Below are 17777 nucleotides of genomic sequence, written 5' to 3' on the forward strand. Positions count from 1 at the left end.
GTCCTGACAACGGATATGCCGTTCTGGCGCATCAATCTGCCCGGCAGTGGTTTGCTTAGAAACCATGAGAGGGGATCTGCCCACACGCCCCCTCTTGTCTTATGAACTGGCCAGCTTCCGTTGCATGATGGGAGCCACCACGCCGATCGCGCAAGTCGGCGGGGTTGCGGGGCTTAAGCAGCCATTTTCAGTGTCATTTCGGGGTGAATGGCGGAAGGGAAATGGTTGCGTTAATCGTTTCAGCCCTGCGTGATCGTGCGTGGCAGGTCCTTCTGTTCGCAACTGGAACCCGGGCCGCGCATGGGTTATCCACATCCGCGAACCGGGGGACTGCCCTCAAATCATCACGATCAGGGAGACGAGTCCAATGGCTCAGGGTCATGAGTGCGCCGCAGATAGGGAAGACGGCAGCCTGTCGGTTGCCTGCAAGACCCTTGCCGAAACTGCTATACTCGCCGAAGTGATCGCGGAGGTGCTTACGCCCGGCGATGTCATCCTGCTGGACGGGGCGCTGGCGGCGGGCAAGACCACCTTTGTCACCCTGATGTGTCAGGCGCTCGGGTGCGAGGATCAGCCATCCAGCCCGACCTATGCGATCTCGAATATCTACACTTGCCCGGGATTCGAGGTGTTTCACATCGATGCGTACCGCCTGAGCGGTGTCCGGGAATTCTACAACCTCGGGATCGAGGAGTTTTTTCCCGAAGCGGTTGCGCTGATCGAATGGGGCGAACGGGTAAGGGAGGCCTTTCCCGACCACCTGCAGACCAGCATTACCTTTCAGGACCCGGAGTCCGAGGCGCGGGTCTATACTTTCAACGCTGAGGGCAGCCGCTGGGAGACGGGGATCACGGACCTTGCCCGGCGATTGTCCAAAAAGGGGCTGACCAAATGAGGCTGATCATTCAGACGTCTTCTGCCGCCTTTGGGCTGGGTCTTCTGTCAGAGGATGGCGCCCTCCTGCACGAGATCAACGCAAGCGACAGGAATACGCAGTCTAGGAACCTTGGCGATCTGTTTGAGAGGTTGATGGCGGCAGCTGGTTGCGAACTTGCCGACATCGGCGAGATCTGCGTTGATCTGGGCCCTGGCGGGCTGTCTTCGACCCGCGCAGGGGTGAGTTTCGCCAATGCTCTGGCCTTTGGCAGTGCGACCGGGCTGTCGGGCGTTTCGGCGCTTGAGCTGCTGATGCTAGAGGCGCGCAAGACCTGTGATCTGCCGATTTGCAGCATGCGCCCGGCGCAGGGCGGGCTCGTCTTTTGGGCGTTTTTCCGACAGGGGCAGCTTGAGCAATCCGGCTGCGATCAGCCCCAGGATGCCCTTGGGCCACTGATTGCGGGCCATGGAGAGATTGCAGTCGTGGGGCCGCTGGCGCGGCTTCGGCTTGATCCGCAGTTGGTAGACGGACTGCAGCTGCTGGACATCGACCCGCCTGCGCTTGACAACTTTGCGCGTGCCACGCGCCGCGCCCCGTCGCGTGTGGGCGGTGTTGCGGTGCTGGAACCGATCACTTCTGCCGAAGGTATCGCGCTGGTTTGACTGGCACATGGGGGACGCAGGAATTGAGTTGCGTGGGTACCGGCGGGCCAGTACGACCCGGTCACCGTTTGCAACGGTTGCCCTATGTCCTGCGGATCCCTAATTCTCTCTGCGACGGGGCATGAGATGCTGAAGGATGAAATACCATGACCGATGCGAGGGCCACAGCAGGATCGGCCCCCCTTGTGGGGCGCGCTGCCGACTGTCTTGAGGCGGGCGGTGTCGTGTTGCTGCCCACAGATACGGTCTTTGGTCTCGCGGCGCTGCCGGATAATGCCGCTGCCGTTGCGCGGATATTTACGCTCAAGGACAGGCCGGGACACAAGAACCTTGCGGTGATGGTGTCCAATATCGAACAGCTGGAGGCCATTGGCGCCAAGGTCACCGATCAGGCGCGCGCGCTGATCGATTCGCCTTTCTGCCCCGGGCCACTGACCCTTGCCGTTGGTCTGCACGAAACGGGCAGGGCGGATTGGCTGCGTGGACGGGAAGAACTGGCTTTCCGGATGCCTGATGATGCCTTTCTACTGGAGCTGATCGACCGCACTGGTCCGCTGCTCGTCACCAGCGCGAACCGATCCGGGATGGGGACGCTCGGCAATGCCGCCGCTGCCGCCGCGCAGCTTACCGGCCATCCAGACATGGTGATCGAGGGGCGCGAATGTGGCGCGATGCCATCGACGCTGGTCAACTGTTGCCGGGTGCCGCCGGTCATCGAACGGGTTGGCGTGATCCCCCCGGACGCGCTTGCGGGATATCTGGGTTCATGAGCGGGGCTGACCTTATCCTCGGGATCGAGACGTCCTGCGATGACACTTCGGTTGCGCTGGTGGATCGCGGGGGGCGGGTGATTGCCTGCGAAACCGTGTCGCAATTCGACATCCATGCCGAATTCGGCGGGGTTTTTCCCGAACTCGCCAGCCGTGCCCACCTGGAGGCGGTGTTGCCTACGGTCGACAAGGTACTGAAAGCCATCGATTCCGACACGGGGCGACTGCGGGCTATTGGTGTCACACGCGGGCCGGGGCTGATCGGATCGCTGATCGTGGGGATGAACACGGCGCAGGCGCTGGGGCTGGCCTGGGGCAAGCCGGTGTTCGGCGTCAATCACCTGCGCGGCCATCTGCGCAGCCCTGATCTTGACGAAAAGCGGATCACCTATCCGGCGCTGCTGCTGCTGGTATCGGGCGGGCATACATTGCTGTGCCATATGACAAGCACGACCGAGATTACGGTTCTGGGCACCACCCGTGACGATTCAGTGGGCGAGACCTATGACAAGGTGGCGCGGATGCTGGACCTTGGCATGCCGGGCGGTCCTGCGCTGGACCGGTTGGCGCGGGCAGGGCGGGCGGTACACCGCTTTCCACGCCCAATGATCCGCGAAGGGTATGAGTTTTCGTTCTCGGGGCTGAAATCCAGCGTGGCGCGGATGCTGGAAAAGGACCCGGATGTGGACCGCGCGGATGTGGCTGCGTCATTTGTGGCGGCCTGCCTTGATGTGCTGGGCACCAAGGTGCGCCGTGCGCTTGGGGAATATGAGGCAAAGTCACTGGTCGTGGTGGGCGGAGTCGCCGCCAGCCCACAGATCCGTGACCTTGTGGGTGAGATCTGTGCCAAAACCGGCGTACAGCCGTGTCTGCCGCCGCTGAAATGGGCGACGGACAATGCCGCGATGATCGCACTGGCGACCTGGGACTATGTCGACCGATCAGAACCGACGGATATGCGGACGGTGCCCAGCATGTCGCTGGCGGCCTGGTAAGTCGCATTTTGGGGCCGGATGCCCCAAAATCCCGCGTTGAAGGTGGGTACCGATCCCGCGGGGATCGCGGTCAACGCGCGCAGCGCCATGGCCGTTTGACCTGCGGCGCATCTGTGTCAGGTTCATTCTGTCGGACTGGACAGGAACACACCGCATGACAGACACGCTTCCCCGATTACAAACCTACAAGATCGCGGACTTTCCCCTGCAGTCGGGCGATGTCCTGCCGGAGGCGACGCTTGCTTATCGAACCTACGGGACGCTGAATGCCGACCGTTCGAACGCCATCATCTATCCGACCTCTTACGGGGTCGTCGATGCGGATGTCGCGTGGTTGATCGGGGCGGGGCGGATCCTAGACCCGACGCGGTATTTTATCGTCGCCGTCAACATGTTCGGCAACGGGGCCTCGTCTTCGCCCAGCACCATGCAGCGGGACCCGGTGACGGGGCGGTTTGCGCGTTTCAGCCATGTGGATAACGTAACGGCCCAGCATCGGCTGATCACCGACCACTTGGGGATTGATCGGCTGGCGCTGGCCTATGGCTGGTCCATGGGGGCGCAGCAGGCGCTGCACTGGGGCGCGCTGTTCCCCGACGCGGTGGCGCGGATCTTTACCATCTGCGGTACTGCAAAGACGTCGGTACACAACTGGGTGTTTCTCGATTCCCTGCGGGCGACGCTGATCACGGACCCGGCGTGGGACGGGCAGAAATTCACCGCGCATCCGGAACGTGGGCTAAGTGCCTTTGGCCGGGTCTATGCCGGATGGGCGCTGTCGCAGGCGTTCTACCGCGAAAGGGTGTTCGAAAAACTCGGTTACAGCGATGTTGCCGCCTATCTGTCAGCCACTTGGGACAAGGCGTTTCTGCACCGCGATCCGCACAACCTGTTGTCGCTGATTGATACATGGCAGTGCAGCGATATCAGCGCCAATGATCGCTTTGGTGGTGATATGGACGCGGCCCTTGGGGCGATTACCGCGCGTGTGGTTCATATGGCAGCCAGTACGGATCTTTATTTCCGCGCCCGCGACATCCGGGCCGAGGCCGCGCGCATCCTCAATGGCCATTACGCAGAGATGACCACCGTCTGGGGGCACCGCGGTGGCAATCCACAGCAAAGCCCCGCCGACGAGGTGTTCTTGCGTAAGGCCGTGGAAGGTCTGCTCGGCACTTGACATGCGGGGCAAGTTGAGGCGCTGTGGGCAGGCAACCAAATGGGTGCAGATCCGCGTCTGAGACTGAGGTGGGAGCATAAAAGAAGGCGAACATCGACAGTTTTGCGTAAAATTCAGGCGAGGTATGTATGGGTTGCCGTTAAGTTGCAGGAATATGGTTGGCCAAAGTTATAGGTCTGCCAAATAACTGTCGTCTCTGGGCTGCAGGTCCTGCCTGGCAGAATTCGCAAGCCGCTGAGACATAACAAAAATAGTCGCCGCATGGTTGGAGCCGCCCGGGGAGGGCGGTCTGCGGCAGACCAACAAGGAGGATACGACCAATGGAAAGACGCAAGTTTCTGAAAGCTGCTGCTGGCGGTACAGTCGGTGCTGCGGCACTGGCGACACCGGCGCTGGCGCAAAGCCGGATGGATATGGTTATCGTTTCGACCTGGGGCCGCGATTTCCCCGGTCTGGGGACCAGCGCGCAGCGCCTGGCCGCACGGATCGAAGAACTGACTGAAGGCCGCATCGCGGTTCAGTATTTCGCCGCTGGCGAACGTGTCGGTGCCTTCGACAGCTTTGACGAAGTCGCTTCGGGCAACGCACAGGCCTACATCGGTGCCGACTACTATTGGAAAGGCAAGCACCCTGGTTGGGCACCTTTCACAGCCGTTCCCTTTGGTCTGACATATACCGAAATGGACGCCTGGATGAAGTTCGGCGGCGGTCAGGCACTGCTGCACAAGCTGGGCGATGAATTTGGTATCGCGGGTTTCCCATGCGGCAACACCGGCGTGCAAATGGGCGGCTGGTTCAACAAGGAAATCAATTCGCCCGAGGACCTCAAAGGTCTCAAGATGCGTATTCCGGGCCTTGGCGGCGACGTCATGGCAAAGTGCGGCGCATCGCCTGTGTCGCTTCCCGGTGGTCAGATCTACGAAAACCTCGTGTCCGGCGCGATCGACGCGACCGAATGGGTTGGCCCGTGGAACGACTATTTCCTCAAGCTTTATGAGGCGGCAAAGTATTATTACTGGCCGGGTATGCACGAGCCGGGCTCGCAGCTCTCGATGGGGATAAATGCCGCGTGGCTGGCCACTGTTCCCGAAAACGACAAGGCGATCATCATTGCTGCATGTGCCGAAGAGAACGCAGCCCAGGCCGCCGAAACCAACTACAACAACGGCATCTACCTGAACAAGCTGGTCGATGAATACGGTGTCGAGCTGCGTGAATTCAACGACGACGTCTATGAGGCATTCGGCGAAGCCTCTACTGAGGTCATCGAGGAAGCGCGCGAGCACAGCCCGCTTTCTGCCGAGATCTACGATAGTTTCCTTGATGCGCGTAAGAACGTAGGTCTCTGGACCAACTATTCTGATGCGCCCTACGTGACCAAGCGGAACCGTTACCTCGATCTCTGAGGCTTGATATGTGTCCGGTCAACAATTGGCCGGACACCACCGGGGCGGTTCCGCCGCCCCGGTGACCAAAAAAAACGGCACTTCAGGGGGAAACCGCATGAGCGAAGCAATCGCAGGGCGCGCCATTATTGCGCGCTCATTTGGCTGGATGATACTGGCCCTTTTGGCGGCCTTTCTCGCCAATTCCATATTAACGTTCTGGTTTGGTCTGCCGGGCGCCGCTGCGGTTATGACGGGTGGCGGTGGTTTGGCTGCGGTGCAGGTCGTCTTGTATTTTGTTGCCGCCATTATCGCTTTCCTCTTGGTGCTGCGCACCCCGGACACACCGCTGCGCGATGACGCTGCGCGGATCACTGCATTCAACACATTCCTTATCCGCGCTGCCTTTTGGGTGGTTGTTCTGGTCGGCGTCGGGGATGCGCTGGTATCGATGCTGAGGGTAACCGACACGCTGGATCAGCTGGTTGGGTCGGAAATCGCCGGCAATCTGGTCAGGTCGCAATACCGTGGCATGTATTTCCATGTACCGCTGATCCTGCTGGGCATCGCCATTGCCGCTGTAACGCGCGGCATCGCCTTCACATGGCTCGCCTTGCTGGTTGTGATGGCCGAGCTGCTGATCGTCCTGAGCCGGTTCGTGTTTTCCTATGAACAGGCATTCATGTCCGACCTGGTCCGGTTCTGGTACGGCGCTTTGTTCCTGTTCGCCTCGGCCTATACACTGCTTGAGGACGGGCATGTGCGGGTTGATCTGCTTTATGCTGGCATGACGCGGCGCAAACAGGGGCGCACCAACGCCTTTGGCGCGGTGCTGCTGGGCATGACGATGTGCTGGACCATCCTGATCATCGGTTTCGGGTCATCGTCCAGCATCATTGTCGGGCCGATCCTGGTGTTCGAGGTCACACAATCCGGCTTTGGCATGTATGTGAAATACTTCATGGCCGGCTTTCTGGCCGTTTTTGCGGTGACGATGATGTTTCAATTCGTCGCCCAGTTTTTTGAGGCCGTCGCAGACCGACGCGGCGAACCCGGCGGGCGCGAAACGCACGCCGAAATGATGTAAGTCAGGCAGGACCCCCATATGGAACTTTTCTTTCTTCTCCTGCTGATCCTCATCATGGCGACAGCACTTGGCTCTGGCTATCCGGTGGCATTCGCCCTGCCGGGATCGGCCATCATCACGGTCCTGCTGGCAGCGGGATCCGGTTACCTGTTCACGGGCAGCACCGATGCGTTTTTTGAATCCGGCGGCCCGTCGCAATGGCTGAGCGCGGGGGTGACAAACCTTCGGGGAGTCTATTGGGAACCTGAACGCGATACGCTGATCGCCATTCCTCTGTTCATTTTCATGGGGATCATGCTGCAGCGGTCGAAGATCGCCGAAGACCTTCTGGTCACCATGGCGCAACTTTTCGGTCCAATTCCGGGCGGCCTTGGCATTTCGGTCGTCGTTGTGGGCGCCTTGCTGGCCGCCACCACCGGGATCGTTGGGGCGACCGTGGTCGCCATGGGCCTGATTTCCCTGCCCGCGATGATGCGCAACGGCTATGCCAACCCGCTTTCGTCGGGGATCATCGCCGCCTCTGGCACGCTGGGGCAGATCATCCCGCCCTCCATCGTTCTGATCATCCTCGCCGACCAGCTTGCTTCGGCGACGGATCAGGCGGGGCAGGCCCGTCAGTCGCTGTACAAGGCAGTCACGGGCGAGATCGTGATGCCGTCGGAATTCGCGGTCGTGTCGACCAGTGCCGGTAACATGTTCCTGGGCGCATTGGTGCCGGGTATGCTGTTGGTGGGGCTCTACATTCTGTTCATTTTGGGTGTTGCCATCCTGCGGCCGAAATATGCGCCTGCAGTGCCTTATGAGGGCAAGTATGACTTCCGCTTTGCCGGTCAGGTGTTCCTTGCCATGGTGCCGCCGCTGGCGCTGATCATTCTTGTGCTTGGCTCGATCATCGCCGGTATCGCTACGGTGAACCAGGCCGGTGCCATTGGTGCCGTTGGCGCGATGGTCATGGCCGGCTACCGGCTGCATCCGGGTGGCAGGCTGCGCTATCTTCCTGCTGCGCTGGCGCTGCTGGGTTTGTTGATGCTCACCTTCGTGCTGGCCAATTTCAACACCAACATCCAGAATGTCCAGTCAGACCGCGATGTCCTGGGCATTCAATTGGCAAGCTTCGGTGTGATCCTGATCGTCGTTTCCATCGCCTGGAGCGGATACCGCGCCTACAAGACTGAGGACGCCCTGACCGGTGTCATGGTCGAGACGGCCAAGACGACCAGCCTTGTCTTTATCATCCTTCTGGGTGCGGCGATGCTGACCGCTGCCTTTCGTGCCTTTGGGGGCGAAGAACTGGTAAAGCATTTCCTCGAAGGGTTGCCCGGCGGCTTCTGGACCAAGTTCATCATCGTCATGGGCGTTATCTTTGTCCTCGGCTTTTTTCTCGACTTTATCGAGATCGCCGTGGTCGTCGTTCCCATCGTTGCGCCAATCCTGCTGGCCGACCCCGAGGCAAACGTGAGCGCCGTCTGGCTGGGCGTGATGGTTGGTTTGAACATCCAGACGTCATTCCTCACTCCGCCGTTTGGATTCGCGCTGTTCTATCTACGTGGTGTGGCCCCGGCGGCTGTGCGTACAATCCAGATCTACAAGGGCGTGGTTGCTTTCATTGGCCTGCAGTTGCTCGCGCTGGTCATCGTCGCGGCCTATCCGCCGCTGGTGAACTATCTGCCCACGCGTTCGTCGCTGACCTCAGAAACTGCGCCGCCACCGATCAATCCGGCGCTGCAGTTCTGTGTCGAGAACTACGTCGCGCAACAATTCGACCAGAACGGCGATGCAATCCGCGACGCAATCGACCGTGCCGCCGCGTTGGATATTTCCTATCTGCCCAAGGGACTGGCCAAAGACTTTGCCGGCGGCATCGAAAAGGCGCAGGAGGCGATCCCGCTGATGCAAGAGATCGAGGCGTTGAAGGTACGCCTGGAGGAAGGTGCCGTTGAGTATCGGCCCGAGCATACGGTCGTGCGCGGATTGGAGAGCGATGCCAGACGGATTGATTCCACGCTTGAGGAGTTGAAGCTTCGCATCACTCGGGGTTTTGGCGATACCGAAGCACTGAAGGCGCGCGTCGAAAAGCTTGAGGCACGCAAGGCGGCGCTGATGGCGCAGATCCCCGAAAGCTGGGCTGACAATCAGGCAGCCTACGGCAAGATCACCGCTGATGACCGGAAAACGCGCAACATCTACCGCCGCACTGTCGATCAGGCCTATGAGCCGGTTGTGGAGCTGAGGCAGATCATCGCTGCGGCTGGTGCATTGAGCGATCTGAAAGCGCCGATTGATGCGTTGGCGGCTGATGTCATGTCCATGGATGGCGATACCGCGGATGAACGGTTCAAGGAGGTCGAGCGTATGGTGGGCGATGTGGCAGGTGCGGGCGATATTCGTAGTCTGCTGTCTGACGCGCGGCGCGAGATCGACAGTCGCTCGCCTGATCCCCAGGAGGCGGCCAATCTGGTCGCCGAGGCGCAGGCGCTGCTTGTCAGCGAAATGGAATGGCGCAGCCGCGCCGAGCGCGAACTATTGCCGGAAATTCGCAAGTATGACCTTGCGATCCAGGGGACCATCGGCCTGCGCCAGCAACCGCGCCTGCCGCGTGAACAGGCGCTGTTCGTCGCCTCGTGTAGTTCGGTCCACCGCGATATTTCGCTGAACTTCTGACGCCTGTGGGGCGGCCTTTTGCGGGCCGCCCCACACCTAGACTTTGACCGGCCCCGCTGCCTAACGTGCAGCGGGGCCGGTTTTCGTTTACGCGCCGGTCAGCAGATCCGGGATGCGGATCGGAAAGTGGCGGACACGCGTGCCGGTGGCATGCCAGATGGCATTGCCGATTGCGCCCACTGTGCCGGTGATGCCGATTTCGCCTACACCTTTGATGCCGAGCGGGTTCACATGGGGATCATCCTCGTGCACCGTGATCACCTCAAGCCCGCTGACGTCGGCATTGACCGGGATGTGATAGCCCGCCAAATCGGCATTCATGATCCGGCCGGTGCGCTGATCGAACCGGGCCTCTTCGTGCAGGGCAAAGGAAATGCCCCAGATCATCCCGCCCATAAGCTGACTTTCGGTGAGTTTGGGGTTGATGATCCGCCCGGCGGCAAAGGCACCGACCAGGCGTGTCACGCGGATCTGGAACAGGTCCGGGTCGACCTTTACCTCGGCAAAGACGGCACCGTGCGAATACATGGCGTGCGCGGCCGAAGCTTCGGCGGTGCGGGATGCGCTGCCCTTGCCTTCGACTTCGGCACCGCCCGCCCGGGTGATGATGTCGGCAAAGCTTTCGCTGCGAGTGTCGTCGTCGCGGGCATGTAAACGCCCATCCCGCGCGATGACCCCGGCGTTACCGGCGCCATAAAGCGGTGAATCGGGATCGCCGGTGGCGAGTTCCGCAAGTCGGCGGATCGCATCCGTGCCGGCCGCATGTAATGCGCCCCCTGCGGTGGCCGTATGGGCCGATCCGCCGGCAATCCCGGCATCCGGCAGATCCGAAGTGCCAGAGCGGAATTCGATCCGGTCCATCGGCAGGCCAAGGCTGTCGGCCGCGATCTGGGCAAGGGCGGTCCAGGCACCCTGTCCCATGTCGCTTGCGGCGGTTTCCACCAGTCCGGTGCCGTCGGGGCGCAGCACGGCGCGGGCCTGGGCGGCGAACATGGGTGCTGCAAAAAGTGCCGTGCCCATGCCCCAACCGACCAGCATGCCGTTTTCGTCCGTCATCTGGCGCGGGGCAAGGGGCCGTCCGGCCCAGCCGAACCGGGCCGCACCTTGGGCGTAACAGTCGCGCAGAGCCTTGGATGAATAGGGCTTTCCGGTCCCGGGTTCGGTTTCGGCATAGTTCTTCAGCCGGAACTCCAGCGGGTCGATCCCCGCCTTGTAGGCCATTTCGTCCATGGCGCATTCCAGCGCTGCTGATCCCGGCGCCTCGCCCGGCGCGCGCACTGGTCCGGGTGTCCCTGCGTCGATCCGCACACCCTGATGGGCCGACCGCAGCGCCCCGGCGGCATAGAGCCCTTGCGAGGCGTTCGCTGCGCTTTCCACGAAGGTATCAAAAGTCGATGTGGTGGCCAGCGAATTATGGTCGAGCACGGTCATCCTGTGGTCAGTATCAATGCCGATGCGCAGCCGCTGGCGTGTGGCGCCGCGATGCCCCGAGGGGCCGAACATCTGGTCGCGACTCAGCATCAGCTTGACCGGCCGTCCGGTCATCCGGGCCGCAAGGATCGCCAGTATCTGCGGCCCGTTGATGATTGCCTTGGATCCGAAGCCACCGCCCAGATAGGGGCTGCGGATCGTCACATTCTCTGGCGGGATGCCAAAGTAGTAACCGAAGGCCCCGCGCTGCATGACGATGGCCTGACTGGGAATATCGAGCGTCACATGGTCGCCGTTCCATTGGGCGACAACGGCATGGGTTTCCATGGCATTGTGATATTGTTCCGGCGTCTCATAGGTCACGTCAATGTCCTGCGCGGAGGCGGCATGCCCCGCGTCGATGTCACCGTGTACCGTGGTTCCCGGCAGGCCCAGCCCGCCGGATTCGGGGGTAAAGGGCGCATCGCCGTCCAACCCCATCCGAGGCTGCTGTGCATCATATAGCGGATTCAGCAATCGCGCGCCTTCTGTTGCGGCCTCGAAGGTTTCGGCCAGCACCAGCGCGATGGGCTGGTTGGCATAGCGGACGGTATTGTTCTGCAGCGCCTCAAAGCGAAAGGCGAACATGAAGGGTTTGGAATCTGGATCGCCTGCCAGCGGCGGACGGTTCTCGGGGGTGATGACCTCGACCACGCCGGGGTGGGCCTTGGCTGCGGCCACATCAAGATGCGTGACGGTGCCACGGGCGATCGTGGCCGGAACATAGACCGCATAAAGCAGACCGTCGGGGTGGTTATCCGCAGCAAAGGTGGCAGTTCCGGTGACTTTGGCGACACCGTCGCGGCGGGTGAGCGATTGGCCCGAGTTCGAACCAAAGCGGGGGGCGAGGGCAAGGATATCAGACATGAGCGGACTCTCCGAATACAGAGGCGGGAAGCGCCGGCATTCGCGTAGGCGTTCCGGCGGCGGCCAACGCGAGGGAACGCGCGGCAATGCGGCGGGCGAGGTCGATCTTGTAGCCGTTGTTGCCGGAAGGTGTGGCATCCTCCAGCGCGACGGCGGCGGCGCGGCGGAAGAGATCGGTGTCGGGGGGCTGACCCAACATTAGCGCCTCGGCAGCGGGTACGCGCCAGGGTTTGGCGGCGACGCCGCCTATGGCAAGGCGCGCCTCGGTTATGCGGCCATCCTTCAGTTGTAGAGCAGCCGCAGCCGAGACGAGGGCAAAGGCAAATGAGGTCCGTTCCCGTAGCTTGAGGTAGCGACTGTTCTGGTATGATGCAGCGGCGTTGGATGACAGGCGGACGGCAAGGATGAGTTCACCCGGTTCCAGTGCGGTTTCACGTTCGGGAGTATCCCCGGGCAGGCGGTGAAAATCCGCAAAGGCGATGTCGCGCCGACCGTTCGGCCCCTGCGTTTCGACCACGGCGTCAAGCGCGGCAAGTGGCACGCAAAGATCCGACGGATTGGTTGCGATGCAGGCGTCATTCCAGCCTAGGACGGCATGGTTCTGTGTGTCCCCGCCAAGTGCGCCGCAGCCATTACCGGATTCACGGCGGTTGCAGGCACTGTGCGGGTCCTGGAAATAGACGCAGCGCGTGCGCTGCATCAGGTTACCGCCCAGGGTAGCGGCGTTGCGCAGCTGACCAGAGGCACCGGATGCCAGCGCCTCTGCAATCATCGGGAAGGCGGCGGCAAAGTCCGGATCACCAGCCAGAACAGAGTTCTTGACCAGCGCGCCGATCCGGGTGCCGCCATCCGGCAGGCTTTCGATCCGGTCAAGGCCGGGCAGGCGGGCGATGTCGATCACCTTGCCCGGTTGCAGGGCACCGGTTTTCATCAGATCGACAAGATTGGTGCCCCCGCCCAGATAGGCGGCTCCGGGCTGCCATGCGGCGATGGCGTCGGACACTGAGGCGGGACGGAGGTAATCAAACAGGTTCATGCGGATTTCCTTGTCTTGTCGTCTGTCATGCGGCGGGCGGCGTCCAGAACGGCTTCGGTTATTCCGTGATAGGCGGCGCAGCGGCACAGGTTGCCGCTCATGCCCTCGCGGATGCGTTCGGGGTCGGTGCCGACGTCGCCTTCGGCGATCAACCCGACCGCGCTCATGATCTGGCCGGGTGTGCAGTAGCCGCACTGAAACCCATCATGTTCGACAAAGGACGCCTGTACCGGGTGCAGCACATCGCCCCTGGCAAGGCCTTCGATTGTTGTCACGTCTGCTCCGTCCAGAGTGACGGCGAGCGTGAGGCAGGAATTGATACGCCGCCCGTCGACTAGAACCGTGCAGGCACCGCACTGGCCACGATCGCAGCCTTTTTTGGTGCCGGGCAGGGCCAGTCGTTCGCGCAGCAGATCGAGCAGTGTGACTCGCGCGTCTTCGAACGTCACATCACGGCGATCGCCGTTGACGGTCAGGCTGATGGTATAGGACATGAATCCTCCATTGGCTTGGGAAACAGGGAACTGGAATTTACGGGAGCGACGGAGCCAGTAGTCTGTGCAACCGTTCGGGTGTAGGTGGGGACTGTGAAAAGTGGACCTTCGGTCCGTTTTACTAAAAGTAATATACGGAGGATGCCTCCGTTTATCAAGGAAAGATTTTCCGAACGATGGATTCTGCCCGACGCAAACCCCGCGCTGACGCATTGCGCAACCGTAACCGGCTGATTGAGGCCGCTAAGGAAATCCTAGGGCGGGGCGGACCTGAGGCAAGCCTAGAGGCTGTTGCACGCAGTGCCGGGGTCGGCATCGGAACGCTCTATAGGCATTTTCCGACGCGTGAGGCGCTGTTTCAGGCGGTCTATCGGCACGAGGTCGAACAATTGATCGAACTGGCGGCTGAATTGAACGTAACCAGCCAGGGCGGACCAGCAGTGCGCGCATGGATGCATGCCGTAGTTGGACTTGTGGCCACCAAAAGGGGGTTGCTTGGTGCATTGGCGGTGGTGGCGACGGATGAGTCAAAGGCCATGTTCGCCGACGTGACTGCCCGGATGAAGGAGGCGCTGGAACAGTTGCTGTCGCGTGCCATCGCTGAGGAAGCCATGCGCAGCGACATAACGGCCGAGGATCTGATCACCATGGTGTATTCATTGTGCTATGGACGCCCGCCCGAACCCGACTGGGAGGCGCAGGTGCTGCGCCTGCTCGATATCTTTATCGACGGTCTTGTCGCAGCGCCGGAAGGCAGGCCCACCTGAAGGCAAGGACGGCGCAGGGCCTGACGGTCGGCGAAGTATGCGCCTCTCGTAGAATAGCCGTTGCTCTCAGCGCGAACCGGCCAATCGAAAAAATTGTCACGACATTTTGGCTTGCGCTCTGGCCTGAACTGACCACCTTGACGTCAATAACAATACGCCGGGCAGAGGCAGAGCAACATGAATTGGAAACGCTATTTGAAGCGGACAAATCTCATTTGGCTCGAAATCGGGCTGGCTGTCTTGCTGGGCGCGATTGCTGCTTCTCAAGCCCTTGCTGATCTTGCTGCTACCTTCGCGATTGCAGGGATGATCCACCGACTCTGAGATGAGATGATCTTCTGACGAAGGCTCTGGATCAACCCTTGGCTTCGGCAGATTCCTGATCAGTCGGATCTGGCACATGCCGTTCGACCCATCGCTGCACATCCAGCAGTCGGGTGCGGGCAACGGGAATACGTATATCGTCGCGCATCTTTAGAACATGACGGTTGCCCTCACGCTCGATTCCGATGGTTTCGCTGCGGGCCACCCACCAGGAACGATGCGGCTGGCATCCGTCCTCGGGCTGGGTCTGGGCGACAATATCACTAAGCCGGGCGCGACGTGTGATGATTGACCCGTCCAACGTTACCCGGACATGGTGTTCGCGGGCCTCGATGTGCCGGACACCGGCCACCGGCACCTTCTGATCGCCGATCAGCAGGTGGCGTGCACTGCTGATCGGTAGTTCGCGCTTTGTATCGGCTTTTGTCTCGTTCCCGTCTGAAACGTGCTGCGTGACAACTGACGCAACTTCAGGGCGCATGGTCGGCAGGACAAAACGATAGAACACTGCCTCGAACACTTGAACAGTGGGCACAAACACAATCAGCCGCGCGAGAATGTCGGGCTCAACGGATGAGCCCGCGAGGTACAGCCCTAAGTGTTCGCAGACTGTAGCCGCCGGCACGACGGCGATAGCGCTTGAAAGGGGCAGGGGCCAGACCATGGTCGGGAATCTCGGCTGAATGAGGCCGTAAAGCATCAGGACAAAGAATGCCGACGCCAGATAGATGACCAGCGCTATCGGCCAGAGCAGCACCATAGTCCATGTTGCAACGTGCGAGTGAAGCCCGGGCGTGTCCGTAGTGAACATTACCGTCAAGGCAAGGCAGATAAAGATAAGCGTTCTGCGGTCTCTGAGAAGCGAGACGAGATCGCTTACGCTCATCTCGAACCTGTCACCAAAAATGGAACAGAGATTCAGTTTGCGGGTGTATAGTTTCATGGGTGCAAGGCGCAGACTCGTTTCAAGTTGACGCGGATTAGCGACACCCTTGCAAATATGTACCCGTTTTCAAAGGTTTGCGAGTGTTAAATCTTGATGATGTGATGTCACTTTTTCGTGTAAAATGTGACGCAATTGAATGAAGCCAATTGTGGCATGCGGCGCGCTTCTGCAGATGTGCATCCCTTGGGGGCCAGATTGCACAGTTTTTGGGCTATCGTTCTGGCAAGATTTTCACCTTTAGACCTTCAGAAAGAGAATGAGCGCCATGGGTTGGGATCCAGCCTTGGACCCCCCATTGACCGACATGAAACGAGGGTGACGCAATAGAGAGCCTGATCGTTCCCCGTGCACGGGATCTGCGCGGATTCGAAGTGCGGCATGCGGCCTGGCGAACATCCGTTATCTTTACTGCGGGCGCATCCATCACCGGGATTCGCTGGGCTCCGATGCCTGAATCGCACCGGCAGCCGTGAATTGGACGTTGGCCGGAGTGGACATTACCTGTTCCAAGCGGACGAAGGATGCGACCCAGACAGAGCAGGTGCCCTTATTCCGTATTCAGACTTCGGTTTCACCGCCCAAAATCACCAGAGCCGCCCCTCGGATTTCATGCGTGTGGGAAGGCATGAACCGCCGATTCTAGAAAGCGCCGACAAGCAGGTTCGGGTGATCGTTGATGGCGCTTACGGCGAGCGCGCGCCGGAAAAAGCGTCCGAAATGCTCTACGCCAACGCGATGCGTGAGGCAGGTTCTGTACTGCCAAGGCTGCATGATCACGAGGAGCGCGCGGTGTCTATGTGGTCGTGGGTGCTGGGCGGCTTGGACGCAGAGCGTCATGAGGCCAGCCTGATGATGGTCTTTTGTTTCCGAGGCAGAATTAGCCTGACTACCGCAGAGCGGGGTGCCCGGATCATGCTACCGGGTGGCGAGGCGTTGGAAGGGCCGCGTTATATCTGGTGCATTTTGTAGCCTCGCCAAAAGAGCGGATCGAAGAGGCTAAAGAGGCCGGGCGGAGGGCGGACTGGGCGAATGGCCGATTCCATCTGCCGCCTGGGGACGACAGCGAATTCATCTCGCTACCGGATCACTGAGACGCAGAATGTGCAGCTCAGGGGGTAGGGATTTACGATGCTTTGCCGAGGTGCGATTTTTCTGAAATTCCTCGCTTGACGGGGCAGGATGCTCACCCTATTACCCCCTCACGCTTGGGAGACCATGCGGCAGTGAGCGGTTGTAGCTCAGTTGGTTAGAGTACCGGCCTGTCACGCCGGGGGTCGCGGGTTCGAGTCCCGTCAACCGCGCCATCACTGCCCTTGTTCTGCCGTTGCGTTGCGCGGTTGTAGCTCAGTTGGTTAGAGTACCGGCCTGTCACGCCGGGGGTCGCGGGTTCGAGTCCCGTCAACCGCGCCATTTTTCCCTTGAGAAATAAAATCTTCAGTGAATGCAGAATAATTGGAACCGCACCGCGGTTCCGGCGTTTGTAGACTGAGAAAAGTGATATCCCCGTCGCGCGCCTGCTTCACGTTCCGGAGATGAAGAAGGCGCCCGGAGGCGCCTTGATAACATTGCGATTGTGTCTGCCGACGATTCGAACGTCAGCTTCCCCAGGTTCGGATCGGACCACAATCCATATGGACGAAGTTCGAACCGGTGTATCGCCCTACGCCGCCCGCATGGCAGGCAGAGGCCGCGCGAGCCATTTGATTGACTGAACGAGAGGCCAGACGAAGGTCGGCGGCTTCGCCGCGAAGGTGGCGAGAATTCTGGGCAACACCCGAAGACCGGGCGCGCAGCATGGCGTTTGTCGCCGGGCTGCGATAACCTGAGATGAGCATATAGGGTTCGCTCACATCCATCATGTTGTGCGCCGCCGCCATTATATCGACCGTGCGTAAATCTATAGATTTGATCTGATCATTTCGCCAATCACGCATGAAGTAGGTGATTTCCTTAACTGCGTCTGCGATATAGTCGCCTTCGACCCAGTAGATCATATCAAGACGCTCGCCTGTTCGGCCGTTGTACATCTTGACCCGGCGAATATCGCCGCCGCCACGTAGAAATCCTGCTGCACTGGCGTAGGTTGGTGCCGCTGTAATCAAGGTGGCCGCGAACGCGCCAAGAAGGCCGCGCCGCGAGATGCCACCAGCGTTTGAATTGGTCATGGTAAAGAGCCTGTCCCGTGTCTGTACCTGTTCATCCGCGACGTTGCGCGGATACTGCCATCTCATCCCCAGATGCCTAGTTTGGTATGCC

The 17777-nt window shown here is 60.5% G+C and carries 16 protein-coding genes and 2 tRNA genes; 13 read left to right on the top strand and 5 right to left on the bottom strand.

Features of this window, described 5'->3' with window-relative positions; translation table 11 throughout:
* Positions 1-367 precede the first annotated feature (367 nt).
* The 8 genes from tsaE to CHB75_RS16370 all read left to right on the top strand — a co-directional run bounded on the left by tsaE (position 368) and on the right by CHB75_RS16370 (position 9617).
* Complete coding sequence (tsaE, locus tag CHB75_RS16335; RefSeq protein ID WP_089272431.1) at positions 368-895, top strand: tRNA (adenosine(37)-N6)-threonylcarbamoyltransferase complex ATPase subunit type 1 TsaE; 528 nt, start codon at positions 368-370, stop codon at positions 893-895.
* Positions 892-1539, top strand: a complete 648-nt coding sequence (gene tsaB / locus CHB75_RS16340; protein WP_089272433.1) for a tRNA (adenosine(37)-N6)-threonylcarbamoyltransferase complex dimerization subunit type 1 TsaB — start codon at positions 892-894, stop codon at positions 1537-1539. Before tsaE ends, tsaB begins: the two co-directional genes overlap by 4 nt.
* A gap of 146 nt (positions 1540-1685) precedes the next feature.
* Positions 1686-2309, top strand: a complete 624-nt coding sequence (locus CHB75_RS16345) for an L-threonylcarbamoyladenylate synthase (protein WP_089272435.1) — start codon at positions 1686-1688, stop codon at positions 2307-2309.
* Positions 2306-3304, top strand: coding sequence for a tRNA (adenosine(37)-N6)-threonylcarbamoyltransferase complex transferase subunit TsaD (tsaD, locus tag CHB75_RS16350; protein WP_089272437.1), 999 nt, complete (start codon positions 2306-2308; stop codon positions 3302-3304). Before CHB75_RS16345 ends, tsaD begins: the two co-directional genes overlap by 4 nt.
* Positions 3305-3458: 154 nt before the next feature.
* The gene (locus CHB75_RS16355; RefSeq protein ID WP_089272439.1) at positions 3459-4484 is read left to right on the top strand and encodes an alpha/beta fold hydrolase; all 1026 of its coding nucleotides are present in this window, start codon (positions 3459-3461) and stop codon (positions 4482-4484) included.
* A 320-nt stretch (positions 4485-4804) separates the two neighbouring features.
* Positions 4805-5890: a TRAP transporter substrate-binding protein gene (locus CHB75_RS16360; RefSeq protein WP_089272441.1), complete on the top strand. Its 1086-nt coding sequence runs from the start codon at positions 4805-4807 to the stop codon at positions 5888-5890.
* A gap of 97 nt (positions 5891-5987) precedes the next feature.
* Entirely contained in the window at positions 5988-6956 is a 969-nt protein-coding gene (locus CHB75_RS16365; RefSeq protein WP_089272443.1) for a TRAP transporter small permease subunit, read from the top strand.
* 18 nt (positions 6957-6974) lie between these two features.
* Positions 6975-9617: a TRAP transporter large permease subunit gene (locus tag CHB75_RS16370; protein ID WP_089272445.1), complete on the top strand. Its 2643-nt coding sequence runs from the start codon at positions 6975-6977 to the stop codon at positions 9615-9617.
* An 87-nt stretch (positions 9618-9704) separates the two neighbouring features.
* On the opposite strand, the gene CHB75_RS16375 is transcribed toward CHB75_RS16370, so the two are convergent.
* From CHB75_RS16375 to CHB75_RS16385, 3 genes are read right to left on the bottom strand one after another with little or no spacing between them, the layout of a single operon-like run.
* Positions 9705-11954, bottom strand: coding sequence for a xanthine dehydrogenase family protein molybdopterin-binding subunit (locus CHB75_RS16375; protein WP_089272447.1), 2250 nt, complete (start codon positions 11952-11954; stop codon positions 9705-9707).
* Positions 11947-12990, bottom strand: coding sequence for an FAD binding domain-containing protein (locus CHB75_RS16380; RefSeq protein WP_089272449.1), 1044 nt, complete (start codon positions 12988-12990; stop codon positions 11947-11949). The genes CHB75_RS16375 and CHB75_RS16380 overlap by 8 nt, the downstream gene beginning before the upstream one ends.
* Positions 12987-13484, bottom strand: coding sequence for a (2Fe-2S)-binding protein (locus CHB75_RS16385; RefSeq protein WP_089272451.1), 498 nt, complete (start codon positions 13482-13484; stop codon positions 12987-12989). The genes CHB75_RS16380 and CHB75_RS16385 overlap by 4 nt, the downstream gene beginning before the upstream one ends.
* 176 nt (positions 13485-13660) lie before the next feature.
* Between CHB75_RS16385 and CHB75_RS16390 the strand changes: the two genes are divergently transcribed.
* Together CHB75_RS16390 and CHB75_RS21740 are read left to right on the top strand one after the other, a co-directional pair.
* A complete protein-coding gene (locus CHB75_RS16390) occupies positions 13661-14251 on the top strand; it encodes a TetR/AcrR family transcriptional regulator (protein ID WP_089272453.1) in 591 nt (196 codons plus the stop codon).
* A gap of 177 nt (positions 14252-14428) precedes the next feature.
* Positions 14429-14575 (top strand): hypothetical protein, encoded by a 147-nt coding sequence (locus tag CHB75_RS21740; protein WP_176439172.1) that lies wholly within the window; start codon positions 14429-14431, stop codon positions 14573-14575.
* Between the two features lie 31 nt (positions 14576-14606).
* Here the strand turns inward: CHB75_RS21740 and CHB75_RS16395 are convergent, their stop codons facing one another.
* Positions 14607-15332, bottom strand: coding sequence for a LytTR family DNA-binding domain-containing protein (locus CHB75_RS16395; protein WP_176439173.1), 726 nt, complete (start codon positions 15330-15332; stop codon positions 14607-14609).
* Between the two features lie 567 nt (positions 15333-15899).
* On the opposite strand from CHB75_RS16395, the gene CHB75_RS16400 reads away from it, so the two are divergent.
* From CHB75_RS16400 to CHB75_RS16410, 3 genes are all read left to right on the top strand, one after another.
* On the top strand, positions 15900-16490 hold the full coding sequence (locus CHB75_RS16400; RefSeq protein ID WP_342745313.1) for a pirin family protein: 591 nt from the start codon (positions 15900-15902) through the stop codon (positions 16488-16490).
* A gap of 258 nt (positions 16491-16748) precedes the next feature.
* Positions 16749-16825: transfer RNA gene (locus CHB75_RS16405), tRNA-Asp, on the top strand.
* 29 nt (positions 16826-16854) lie between these two features.
* Positions 16855-16931 (top strand) — tRNA-Asp (locus tag CHB75_RS16410).
* Between the two features lie 185 nt (positions 16932-17116).
* Here CHB75_RS16410 and mepK read toward each other — a convergent pair.
* A complete protein-coding gene (gene mepK, locus CHB75_RS16415) occupies positions 17117-17686 on the bottom strand; it encodes a peptidoglycan L,D-endopeptidase MepK (RefSeq protein ID WP_089272457.1) in 570 nt (189 codons plus the stop codon).
* Positions 17687-17777 lie beyond the last annotated feature (91 nt).

The organism is Puniceibacterium sediminis, from assembly GCF_900188035.1.
In the GTDB taxonomy this organism is placed as follows: domain Bacteria; phylum Pseudomonadota; class Alphaproteobacteria; order Rhodobacterales; family Rhodobacteraceae; genus Puniceibacterium; species Puniceibacterium sediminis.